Source organism: Luminiphilus sp. nBUS_07, from assembly GCF_051201685.1.
In the GTDB taxonomy this organism is placed as follows: Bacteria; Pseudomonadota; Gammaproteobacteria; order Pseudomonadales; family Halieaceae; genus Luminiphilus.
Map to the genome: position 1 here is coordinate 1,289,742 of NZ_CP179213.1, position 11,354 is coordinate 1,301,095.

General features: G+C 52.6%; 13 protein-coding genes. 7 read left to right on the forward strand and 6 right to left on the reverse strand.

Annotation, left to right across the window (positions count from 1 at the left end; all coding sequences use genetic code 11):
• The first annotated feature begins 44 nt into the window (after window positions 1–44).
• Complete coding sequence (locus tag ACMAZB_RS05685) at window positions 45–512, forward strand: c-type cytochrome (protein WP_435219763.1); 468 nt, start codon at window positions 45–47, stop codon at window positions 510–512.
• 67 nt (window positions 513–579) lie between these two features.
• Window positions 580–1,566, forward strand: a complete 987-nt coding sequence (locus tag ACMAZB_RS05690) for a patatin-like phospholipase family protein (protein ID WP_435215193.1) — start codon at window positions 580–582, stop codon at window positions 1,564–1,566.
• On the opposite strand, the gene ACMAZB_RS05695 is transcribed toward ACMAZB_RS05690, so the two are convergent.
• The 4 genes from ACMAZB_RS05695 to ACMAZB_RS05710 form a co-directional block, all read right to left on the reverse strand.
• Window positions 1,541–2,518, reverse strand: coding sequence for an XdhC family protein (locus tag ACMAZB_RS05695; RefSeq protein ID WP_435219764.1), 978 nt, complete (start codon window positions 2,516–2,518; stop codon window positions 1,541–1,543). The genes ACMAZB_RS05690 and ACMAZB_RS05695 overlap by 26 nt on opposite strands.
• Before the next feature lie 72 nt (window positions 2,519–2,590).
• Entirely contained in the window at window positions 2,591–3,004 is a 414-nt protein-coding gene (locus ACMAZB_RS05700; protein WP_435219765.1) for a YcgN family cysteine cluster protein, read from the reverse strand.
• Window positions 3,005–3,033: 29 nt separating this feature from the next.
• Window positions 3,034–3,447 carry a GFA family protein gene (locus ACMAZB_RS05705; protein ID WP_435219766.1) on the reverse strand — a complete coding sequence of 138 codons (414 nt, stop codon included), beginning with the start codon at window positions 3,445–3,447 and terminating at the stop codon, window positions 3,034–3,036.
• Window positions 3,448–3,462: 15 nt separating this feature from the next.
• Complete coding sequence (locus ACMAZB_RS05710; RefSeq protein WP_435215200.1) at window positions 3,463–3,930, reverse strand: hypothetical protein; 468 nt, start codon at window positions 3,928–3,930, stop codon at window positions 3,463–3,465.
• Between the two features lie 101 nt (window positions 3,931–4,031).
• Here ACMAZB_RS05710 and ACMAZB_RS05715 point away from each other — a divergent pair, with 101 nt between their 5' ends.
• Window positions 4,032–4,940, forward strand: a complete 909-nt coding sequence (locus ACMAZB_RS05715; protein WP_435219767.1) for an MBL fold metallo-hydrolase — start codon at window positions 4,032–4,034, stop codon at window positions 4,938–4,940.
• Between the two features lie 2 nt (window positions 4,941–4,942).
• Here the strand turns inward: ACMAZB_RS05715 and ACMAZB_RS05720 are convergent, their stop codons facing one another.
• Window positions 4,943–5,857: an NAD(P)-dependent oxidoreductase gene (locus ACMAZB_RS05720; protein ID WP_435219768.1), complete on the reverse strand. Its 915-nt coding sequence runs from the start codon at window positions 5,855–5,857 to the stop codon at window positions 4,943–4,945.
• Between the two features lie 131 nt (window positions 5,858–5,988).
• On the opposite strand from ACMAZB_RS05720, the gene ACMAZB_RS05725 reads away from it, so the two are divergent.
• Both ACMAZB_RS05725 and ACMAZB_RS05730 read left to right on the forward strand, forming a co-directional pair.
• On the forward strand, window positions 5,989–7,800 hold the full coding sequence (locus tag ACMAZB_RS05725) for a gamma-glutamyltransferase family protein (RefSeq protein WP_435219769.1): 1,812 nt from the start codon (window positions 5,989–5,991) through the stop codon (window positions 7,798–7,800).
• Between the two features lie 112 nt (window positions 7,801–7,912).
• Window positions 7,913–8,626 carry an SDR family NAD(P)-dependent oxidoreductase gene (locus ACMAZB_RS05730; RefSeq protein WP_435215208.1) on the forward strand — a complete coding sequence of 238 codons (714 nt, stop codon included), beginning with the start codon at window positions 7,913–7,915 and terminating at the stop codon, window positions 8,624–8,626.
• Window positions 8,627–8,628: 2 nt separating this feature from the next.
• On the opposite strand, the gene folE is transcribed toward ACMAZB_RS05730, so the two are convergent.
• Window positions 8,629–9,336 (reverse strand): GTP cyclohydrolase I FolE, encoded by a 708-nt coding sequence (folE, locus tag ACMAZB_RS05735; RefSeq protein WP_435219770.1) that lies wholly within the window; start codon window positions 9,334–9,336, stop codon window positions 8,629–8,631.
• A gap of 237 nt (window positions 9,337–9,573) precedes the next feature.
• Between folE and ACMAZB_RS05740 the strand changes: the two genes are divergently transcribed.
• Together ACMAZB_RS05740 and ACMAZB_RS05745 are read left to right on the forward strand one after the other, a co-directional pair.
• Window positions 9,574–10,029 (forward strand): hypothetical protein, encoded by a 456-nt coding sequence (locus tag ACMAZB_RS05740; RefSeq protein WP_435219771.1) that lies wholly within the window; start codon window positions 9,574–9,576, stop codon window positions 10,027–10,029.
• Between the two features lie 86 nt (window positions 10,030–10,115).
• Window positions 10,116–11,315, forward strand: coding sequence for an efflux RND transporter periplasmic adaptor subunit (locus ACMAZB_RS05745; RefSeq protein WP_435219772.1), 1,200 nt, complete (start codon window positions 10,116–10,118; stop codon window positions 11,313–11,315).
• Window positions 11,316–11,354 lie beyond the last annotated feature (39 nt).

An 11,354-nucleotide genomic window follows, 5' to 3' on the forward strand; every position in this document is an offset into this window, starting at 1 on the left:
GCGATTTCAGCATGAATTAATGGACACCGTTAGGAGAATCAAACATGAAGTTTTTGAACCGTCTTGTCATTGTCGCCATCACCCTCACCGCAACTATCCCTGCGGTTGCTCACATCGAGAAAGCTGAGCCACTGCAGTCCCTGCGTCAATCGTATTTCGCGCTTCTAGGCATGACCTTTGGGCCTATGGCGGACATGGTGAAGGGAAAGATTGAGTGGAATGATGAGACTTTTCAGGCATGGGCTGACGATCTGGCTGGTGTATCTGGATATCAAGTCGAACGAGGTTTTGCCCCCGGTTCTGAAGAGGGGAAGACTCGCGCTAAACCTGAAATTTGGCTCAACGGTGAAGATTTCAACGCAAAGCTGGCTGATTTTCGACGAGAAGCTGCGAAGTTGTCTGAGGTGGCCGCGCAAGGGGATCGCGCTGCAATTCAGGGGCAGTTTGGCGCTACAGGAAAAACCTGCAAAGCCTGCCACGATGAATACAAAGCCAAGGATTATCTTTACTAGAGGGGGCAACCTTCCTCCAGCTGGTTAGAGGGCACTTAGACAATAGGCTTCATTGAGGGCGCGGGTGATGTCCCAAGAGAGAACCGTTCTATCGATCGATGGTGGGGGTATTCGCGGGATCATACCCGCGATGGTGCTGCATCACCTCGAGACGGCGACGGGTCATCGGGCAGCTGATCTTTTTGACCTTATGGTGGGTACTTCAACGGGGGGTATTTTAGCCTTGGGATTGGCGCAACCGGATCCCCAAAAACCTGCAAAGAGTCGATATGGCGCTCGTGACCTGGCTGACCTTTACGCCAATCGTGGGGCACAAATTTTCGGCAACAATCTGTGGCGTCAGTTTCGGTCGGCGCTGGGTATTTTTGATGAAAGCTATTCAGCTAGCCCCCTTGAGACGGCTCTTGCAGATTACTTCGATGACAACGTTTTAGGAGATTGTCGCTGTCCCACCATTGTCACGGCCTATGACTTGGAGGCTAGGTCGACGGCTTTTTTTAAAAGCTTTAAACCTGAGCACGCACAGATGCTTTGTAAGTCAGCGGCAAGAGCAACGTCGGCTGCCCCAACTTTTTTTGAGCCGGCGCAGTTCGAAGTAGCCGGTAAATCGACGGCACTCATTGACGGCGCAGTGTTCTTAAATTCTCCTGTTGTGTCGGCTTACGCTGAAGCGTTGAGGTTGTTTCCGGGTGACAGGATTACCGTTATCTCATTGGGTACAGGTGAGCTTGCGCAGCCCATTTCGGGAAAGCAAGCTGCAGGCTGGGGCAAGATTGGTTGGATGTTGCCGGTGCTTGATTGCGTGTTTGATGGCATGGCCAAAGCCGCTGATTATCAGATGGCACTTTTCTTGGGTGAGCGCTATCAACGGTTCCAGCTCACTCTTGATAAGGCGAGTGATGAATTGGATAACGCCACACCCCAAAATATCGCTGCGCTGTTTGAGGAGACTGTTCAGTTGATTGATCGAGAGGCTGTGAGGTTAGGTCGTCTCATTCACTACTTGCAGGCAAAGCAGCCGCCATCGGCTATGGACCCAGCTCAGGATTCATAGTGCTGGTTGCAGTCTTGCGCCGCAGTTGAGTGATTTCAGCCATGATGGCTACCGCAATTTCCCACGGCGTTTTACTGCCAATATCGAGACCAACAGGGGCGTGCAGTCGTTGCAATTGGGCCTGAGTGACCCCCAGTGCGGTTAGGCGCTCTAAGCGAGCACGGGTGGTTCTGATAGAACCCAACGCACCGACGTACCAAGCGGGAGTTTCTAAAGCTTCAAGAAGCGCCATATCGTCAATGCGGGGATCATGGGTAAGCGTGACAATGACGTTTTTGGGGTCGCAGCTGCGCGCGGCGATGATGTCGTCTGGTAGGCCATGTAGCAGTTCTACGTCAGGTCCTTGCCACTGAGTAATAACGTCCTCGCGGGTGTCGGTAACAATCACTTCGTAGTCCATAGCAAGTGCCAAGTGAGCCAACACCTGAGCGAGTTGCCCGGCGCCTACGAGCAGCATCTGCATTTTAGGACCCAGCCCTTGCCTTAATGCATTTTGTGTCAGGCTCAGAGGGGCATAATCATCGGTGACCTCTACAGATGTAATGCCAGTTGACAGCTCTGTTGTTCTGACTACGGAGTTTCTTGCCCGCAGTGCAGTGACAACATCGGTCACCCAGTTTGCACTAGCAGGGGAGAGCTGCTGCACCAAAATATGTAAACGCCCCCCGCAGGGCAGCCCTAATCGCTCATTTTCCTCCGCAGAAACGCCGTATTCGATAAGTTGTGGGGTTGAGGCATCAATTGCATCTGTACGCAGTTTGTCGAGCAGGTCTTCTTCAACGCAGCCCCCCGACAGCGTGCCAATACTGTGTTCGCCGCAGCTCCCGAGCATCGAGCCCACCGGGCGAGGTGATGACCCTACAGCCTTTACAATAGTGCACAAATATGGAGCGCTGCCGCTATTAAGCCACTCGACGAGTTTTTCAAAAACTTCCTGATCTTGGCTTTGCATAGCGAGTCGATGACTTCCTTGTATTAGCCGGAGATAGTTGTCGGCGTGGGTTTAATTTATGTGCTCGACCGATTAGCGGTCGGTCCAAGCGATGATGTGGTCCTCGAGCTGCTCGGGGTCGATAGTAGTCTCACAAATGACCCGGTGCTTTACGGTGCAGGTTGCTCGGTGCACTTGCATGGGATCTGCGCTTTTTAAGTGATGCCATTCGGGAAGGTCTTCACCCGCAGCAAGCAGCCGATAGGCGCAGGTCGCGGGCAACCAATGATAGGACTCAGGGCTTGTTTGGCGTAAATCCAGGCAGTCCGGAACTCGTTTTAATCGATTTTTATAGTCACTGCACCTGCCCGAGGAGTGATCAAGTAACTGGCAGGCAACGCTGGTGTAATAGATTTCTCCGGTGTCTTCATCCTCAAGTTTGTTGAGGCAGCATTTGCCACAGCCATCGCATAGAGACTCCCACTGTTGAGTTGAGAGTTCGTTCATCGGCGTTGTTTGCCAAAAGTTGGGCGCTGTCATGCTTTTGACAGGTGTGCAAGGGAGGCGGCATTTTTCTCCCAATTTTGTCCGTCAAAGGGTGTGTCCGTAATCGACAAAACAGAGGCTGGATTGAGGCATCGTGCATGAACGCTTACGCCGTCAGGATTTGACCTCGGTATATAAAATGATTTCACGCCGCAGGCTTTGCAAAAATAATGCTTTGCTAGACCCGAACCAAACCGGTACTCGCTTAAGGTGTCTGGGTCCGATAACAGTTGAAAGCGTTGCTTGGGCACAATCAGATGTTGGTAGTGATTAATATTGCATATGGAGCAGTTGCAGGTGTGTGTCTGCAAGTGAGCGGGGGCCTGTATTTGCCACTGCACTTTGCCACAGTGGCATCCTCCCTCGTGGGTGACGAGCACTGAGCCATTGCCGTTTTCAGCCATTGGTATTTACTCTCGTTAGTTTGCGCTCTCTAAATTGGCAAAGGTGCTAAATGCCAGCGCCTCAGCCAAAATCATACAAATGACCGTGGCAATAAAGGGAAGCGCGCCGTGCATAGCGCCGTAAAAATGTATTGCATCGCCTAAGACCAAGCCAATTGCCCATAACATAGCGAATTTTGAGCTAAATAAAATCAGCCACGCAACGAATATCCTGCCCGTTTTGGCTTGCCAGGAATTCTTGTTTTCGAAGGGCCGAGAGGCGGCGTGCTCGATCATTAAGGTAGCCTGCAAGAGCAGCTGTAACATAATCGCTGCGACCAACCCCGCTGTGAAGCTGCTAATTTGCACTCGGTCCCAAAACTGGGAGAGCAGACCTAAGACGATCAAATCAGCAGTAATGGCAACGTAGTAGCGTACGTAAAGCCGTTGCCGTGCGTTGGGTAATGCGGCAGAGGTGGCTGCCGCGTGGTGGTGTGCTTTCATGAGAGGGCCCGGGGCGACGAAGTGCGTGGAGGGAGTCTACCTGTCTACGGTAAAGTTGTCGCCGGAACCCTTTTTTAGGTAAGTCACACAGGAATATTCTTATGAGCCACGTCGGTAGGTTTTGCTCGAAAGTAGTTATTGTCACCTTGCTGTTGACGTTTAATAGCGCCCTCGTGGCGCAACCGGATCGCTTCTCTGAGGTGGTAATCGAGGCGACCAAGCTCACAGACTCTATTTACATGCTCACGGGGGCTGGCGGCAATCTTGCCGTAAGCGTGGGTGCTGATGGACTCCTGTTGGTCGATGATCAGTATGCGGCCATGGCCGAGCGGATTGCGGATGCACTTGCGAATCTTCCTGGCACTTCTGCGACGCAGCAGTCTCTAAAATACGTCATCAATACGCATCACCATGGAGATCACACGGGAGGGAATGATTTTTTTGCTAATGCCGGTGCCACGATTATTGCTAATGAGGCTGCGCGGGTGCGACTGCTAGCGCGAGCTCCATCAGCAGAGGCCCCTCTGCCGGTGATTACCTACCACGAGGGTGTGCACATCTACTTTAACAGCGACCGCCTCAAACTTGTTGCTCTTGAGGGGCATACAGATGGTGATACGGCTGTTTATTTTGAAGGTGCGAATGTTCTGCACGCCGGGGATTTATTTTTCAATGAGCGCTTTCCATTTATCGACACTGACAGCGGCGGTGGCGTGGGTGCCTATTTATCGAGTCAGGAGACACTGTTAGCCATGATTAATGACGATACCGTCGTTGTGCCTGGCCACGGCCCAATCGCCAGTAGGGGAGACCTGTTGGCAATGCACGACATGATTCGTTCTACCCGTGCAGCGGTGGTCGAAGGTATGAGCGCCGGGATGTCACTAGCCCAGATTCAGGAAAGGGGCTTGGATCAGGCTTACCAATCTTTTGCATGGGCTTTTATTGGCGAGGCAAAATGGATAGAAACGCTCTACTGGGACACGATGAAAAATAGGGTTTCGCCGTAAATTTACCGACTGAGTTTACGCAGCCGTTCGATAAGGCTTGAGGTATCCCAGCGACCGCCGCCCAAATTTTGAACATCGCTGTAAAATTGATCGACCAAGGCTGTTAAGGGGAGTGATGCTCCCGCTTTATCTGCGGCGTCAAGCACTAGCCCCAGGTCTTTGCGCATCCAGTCAACGGCAAAGCCAAAGCCAAACTCGCCTTGGATCATTGTTTGAGAACGGTTGTCCATTTGCCAGCTCTGGGCTGCTCCTTGACGGATGGCCTCGACAACATTTGTTGTGTCTAGTCCGGCTCGATCGGAAAAATGTAACGCCTCAGACAAACCTTGGAGAACGCCTGCAATACAAATTTGATTAGCCATTTTAGTGAGCTGACCAGAGCCACATGGACCCATCAGGCGGACACTCTTTCCGTAAACAGCCATCACGGCTTTGGCACTATCAAAACTCGTGCTGTCCCCCCCAACCATAATGGTTAGTTGGCCCAATTCAGCGCCGGCCTGTCCCCCTGAAACAGGTGCGTCTAAGAAGCCAATGTCTTTTTCCATACAGGCACTTTGGAGTTCTTGGGCAAGATCAGCCGAGGCTGTCGTATGGTCAATAAGTAATGAGCCGGGTTTGAGGGTTTCTAATACACCTTGATTGCCAAGGGTAACCTCTCTGACATCGTCATCATTGCCTACGCAAACAAAAACGACATCAGCATCGCGGGCGGACGCCGCTGGTGTCAAAGCAGTTTTCCCTCCGTAGGTTTCCTGCCACCTGGAAGCTTTGTCGGGAGAGCGATTAAACACCGTTGTGGCGTAGCCTGCGGTTTGCAAATGACCCGCCATAGGAAACCCCATTGCACCTAATCCAATAAAGCCCACGGTGAGGTTTTGTTTTCTGGCTTCATCTTGGGGCGTATCTGTACTCATAGTGATTCGGTCCTGTGTCGAGCGACTGTCGAGATTACTCAATAACCCTACCTTGAGTCTCACGAGCAGTTAACGCAAGCTGCCGTTACGTTGCTGACGCTACTCAGCGCGACCACTCAAAAGGTAAATGTATGACGACTTTTCAGCAACGGGTAACCGCAGTAGGCGCATTGCTTGCCCGTGTCATGGCGGTCACCACACTGTGCGTTAGCGCGGCATCTCTAAATGCACAGCCTTTGGGTGCCGGTGCTCGACCGGTGGGCGCAGACTGGTCAAGAAGCCCGGTTTATGGCGCTCGTGGAATGGCAGCGACCGCACAACCCCTGGCTTCGCAGATTGCGATTGATGTTTTGAAGCAGGGAGGAAGTGCTGTGGATGCTGCCATAGCAGCAAATGCGGCTCTTGGGCTTATGGAACCCACGGGTAATGGTATCGGTGGGGATCTGTTCGCCATCGTTTGGGATCCGGAAACCCAGCAGCTTTACGGTTATAACGGATCAGGTCGTAGCCCTGCAGGGCGCGATTTTTCGGCAATGCTGCGCTCCATCGAGAAAATGAAGTCTCAGGGCCAACTGCCTGAAGACTATCAAGGCATACCTTCCCATGGCTCACTCGCCGTCACCGTCCCCGGCACGGTTGATGGGTGGTTTGCGCTTCACGAACGTTGGGGAAATTTGCCTATGGGCGAAGTGCTAGCTCCCGCTGCCGAATATGCCGAGGTGGGGTTTCCCATGTCTCCGGTTATTGCCGCTGCGTTTGCAGCGAATAAACGGCGTTTTGAACAGCGTGCGCCCATGATCGAAGAACTCGACAACGCAAACGCGCTGTATTTTCCCGCTGGCACCGCTCCGACAGTCGGTTCAGTGTTTCGCAACCCCGATCTTGCAAAAACTCTGAGAATTCTGGGCGCTGAGGGTCGGGATAGCTTTTACAAAGGAGTGTTAGCTGAGCGTATGGTTGGCTACTTTGAAGCGATTGAAGCTGACCTCACCGCAGCTGATCTTGCCAAGCATTCAGGAGAGTGGGTGGAGCCTCGGGGCGTTGACTACCACGGCGTCACTTTGTGGGAGCTTCCCCCTAATGGTCAGGGCTTCGCAGCGTTGATGATGCTCAACATTATCAAGCAGGCCGACACGGCGACTATGGAGCGCGGCTCGCCAGAGCTGTTTCACCTCATGGTGGAAGCAAAACGTTTGGCTTTTGAAGCGATGGCTCAAACCTTTGCCGATCCAAATTTTGCTGATATTCCTGTGGAAGAGCTGCTGTCTGCCGAGTTTGCAAAAGCGCAATTTGCCCGTATTAACTCCGACAGCGTTTTAACCGCCGAAGCCCTCGCAGTACCCTTGGAGGGCGAGGGAGATACTACCTACTTAACAGTGGCTGATGAATCCGGAATGATGGTTTCGCTGATTCAGTCTAACTACCGCGGTATGGGGTCGGGCCTAGTGCCCAAAGGCCTAGGTTTTATGTTGCAGGATCGTGGTGAATTGTTCTCTCTGGATCCGCAGCATCCTAACGTTTATGCCCCCGGAAAGCGGCCATTTCACACGATTATTCCGGGGTTTGTTACACGTCAGGGCAAGCCTTGGATGAGTTTCGGTCTTATGGGTGGGGGTATGCAGCCTCAGGGTCATGTGCAGGTTCTGATAAACATTGTTGACTTTGACATGAACCTTCAGGAAGCAGGAGACGCTGCCCGATTCCTGCATGATGGTGGCAGCAGCCCCGACGGTGGAAGCCCCGGAGACTATGGCACTCTTTACGTGGAGCCGGGTGTTCCTGCCACAACGGTCGCTGCACTTCGTGCGCTGGGACATGAAGTTGTCGTCGACGAATCGGGAGGCCCTTTCGGAGGATATCAGGCGATACAACGACATGACGAAACCGGCGTTTACTCTGGTGCAACGGAAATGCGTAAAGATGGCACGGTCGCAGCGTGGTGATCATGGGCAAAATCGCTAATCTGCCGGCAGGCTTTTCTGTCTTCCCTCATCGGTGTGTGCCGCAAACGGTCGTTGGCTTTGATTCCCTGCTGCCAATTTTCAGGAGCAACTCGTGACGGGTAAAGCAGTGGTGGTAGGGGTCGGTGGTATTGGTGCAGCCGTCGCGAATGCGCTGCTCGATCAGGGTTATGGTGAGGTTCATGCTGTTAGTAGAAGTTCATCCTCAGACCTATCTGCGGGGGTGCACCACTGGTACAGCGACTACAGCGCGGCCTCCATTGAATCTGTCGCGAGCTCGATTACTGAGCAGCCGGGAACTCTTGAGCGTTTGATAATTACCAACGGTATTCTGCAAGGGGATGACTATCGCCCCGAGCGTGCACTCAGGCAGCTTGATGGTCCAACGATGGCCAAGATTTTTGAGGTCAATACTATGCTGCCGATGTTGTGGCTTGCTGCCTTTCACGATGCGCTGCGCCGAGCTGATCAGCCAAGGGTGGCAATACTGTCAGCGCGAGTAGGAAGCATTGAAGATAATCGTTTGGGGGGCTGGTACAGCTACCGAGCGAGTAAGGCAGCGTTGAATATGATGTTGCAATGCGCAAGCGTTGAGTTCGGACGCCTTAATAAGTCGGCACAGATTGTCGCCTTTCATCCCGGTACGGTGGATACGGCGCTTTCGCAACCCTTCCAACGTGGCGTGCCCGAAAACAAATTGTTTAAGCCAGCGTTTGTTGCAGAGCGTCTAGTGACGCTCCTCGATGAAGTTCCCACTACTGAGCGGTTGCTATACCTAGACTGGGATGGGAAACCCATCCCGTTTTAGCATCAACGCAGAAATTCACTGCGGGCCGCAGGGTTTTCCTTGAACATGCCCCCTAGGGATGTGGTGCGAGTTTTGGAGTTGGTATCCATGACGCCTCGAGATTTTACGCAGTAATGAACCGCCTCCATCGACACGGCAACATTATCGGTTTCCAGCAACGTCTGTAGTGCCACTAAAATTTGCTGGGTGAGTCGCTCTTGTACTTGCGGTCGTTGGGCAAAGAAGCGAACGATGCGGTTGATCTTGCTCAGTCCGATAATCTTATTGCGTGGTAGATACGCGACCCGTGCCTGACCATCAATGGTGACAAAGTGGTGCTCGCAGGTGGAGGTGAGATCTATGTCGTCAATCATCACCATTTCGTCGACCTGCATTTTATTGTCGATGACGGAAATCTTGGGGAAATTGCCATAATCCAAGCCCGAGAAAATTTCATCGAGATACATTCGAGAAATACGATCGGGAGTATCACAGAGGCTGTCGTCGGTAAGATCAAGCCCCAGTGCTTGGGTAATGTCAGTGAAAGCTTGTTTAACTATTGTCAGCTTTTGATCACGGTTCAGTCCGTTGTCAATCAGCGGCGTTTCAAGCCCCCTAGCGACCAGTGCCTCCCTCACTAGGGTAGCCTCTCTAGAGATAGCCGAGCGAAGGTTAACGGTGTTGTCAGCCAGTTCGAGGGTTTGGGCCTTTGAGTGGGTAGATGTCAGCATGGTTCGCTCCATTTGGGTTGTGTAAAGAATACGATTGGAGCTAGTGGCCGGATTGCATAGATGTTGGAGTTTTTGACCTCGTTCGCTGTTCGGGTGTGGGGCAGCTAATTTTGCCGTGCCGGCGAGCTGATCGATGCGGCTTTAGGTTATGCCGTTTTCCCCACGATCGGCAAGGGAGGTATCGGCATTGGTGGTGCCCATGTTTCAGGCCGTGTTCACAAGGGCAAGAGTAAGCTCATGGGTGAACCAAAAATGACCCAAATTACTTACAGGTTGCAGCTGGGTGGGCAGGCTTATAGTCAGCTTATCTTGTTCGAAGATGAAAGATCTTTCGATAAGTTTACTGACGGTAATTTCGAGTTTGGCGCTCAGGCTACTGCGGTGGCGTTAACGGTGGCGGCTGGAGCAGATGCGAGTACAACGGGCGTCGGCACCAATGCTTCCGGTGGTGAAAATAATGCAAACGTAGGCAGCTCAGGATTTCGCAAAGGTATGGCGATTTTCACCATTGCAAAAGGTGGACAAATGTACAGGGCGACGCTGGGAGGGCAAAAGGTCTCCTACAAGCCCAAAAGTAGTGGCGGTTGCCTCAGAAGACCCCAACAGCGGGCTTTTTTTGCGGAAATTTCGAGTTTGGCTGGGAATTTTACCGAATTGATCAAAAAAGATGGGCCAGCCGAGTTAGAACACTAGGGCACTGGTAGACTTACGCCGCGTAATTTTTTGGCCACACGCGCCCTTTTGGATGCGAAAGCTTATTTTTTAGACAGGGAGTCTGCATGCTTAGCCGAGTTAAGAGAGCCTTGATACCACTGCTGGTGTTGCTGCTGGGAATCGGGGTTGTTGTGGTCCTCAATGCGACTAAACCGAAGCCTGATATTGCTATCGAGGCGCCCAGACCCATCAGAGTTCATACTCAGATCGCGGCAGTAGCTACCAATCAACTGACTGTGGAGACAAATGGTGACGTCAGGGCGACGCTGCGGTCTGACATGGTGGCTCAGGTGGCAGGGCGCATTATCGAAGTCTCTGACGAATTTGTTGAGGGTGGTCGGTTCTTGGCCGGCGAAACCCTGCTCAAAATAGAAGATACCGATTACCAAGCAGCGCTCAATGAAGCCGAGGCCCGTGTGGCTGCGGCAAAGGTTGACCTAGAGACTGCTTACGCCGATGCCGATGTGGCGAGAAAACAGTTGGTGGGTGTAAACCAACCTTCGCCATTGGCATTAAAAAAACCTCAGGTTACCCGCGCTAAATTGGCTTTGGAGGCAGCTCAATCGGGATTGTCGTTGGCCAAAACTAATCTTGATCGAACTAATATCGCATTGCCCTACACAGGACGATTGCGAGAAACTTCTGCAGATCTGGGCGAATACGTGGGCCCGGGAAAGGTACTTGCCTCGGCCTTTGGCACCGATCGCGTGGAAATTCGATTGCCCCTTACTGACAATCAGCTGGGAGCCTTGGGCGTGCCCATTGGCTACCGCGCCCCTGACGGCGGAGGATTGGCGGTAGATCTCACCGCCAAGGTGGCCGGAGCGCATCAGTTATGGACCGGACGGGTTGAGCGATTAGACGCCGCCATAGACCCAGAAACCCGCGTCGTTTATGCCACTGCTGTCGTTGATAAACCCTATGAATTGCCAGAGGCATCCTCTCAGATGCCCTTGGCGGTGGGCTTATTTGTCGAAGCAGCTATTGCGGGCCGGATTTTAACTGACACCATTGCTATTTCGTCGGACGGCCTTCGTGCCGGTGATCGAGTCTTCATTCTCGATGCTAACGGACAACTGGAAATAAGAAGCGTCGAGGTGATTCACAGCAACACACGTGAGACATTTTTAGCGAGTGGCATCGCCGCGGGCGAGGCGGTCATTATCTCAGCGATTCGAAATCCCATTCCGGGAATGGCGCTGGAATCCATTAATGCTGAATCCGAGGCGATCATTGTTGCCTCGGATTCAAACTTGGCTGACTGAGGAGCGTTGAGGTGACGGCACTGGTTGGTTGGTGGGTTC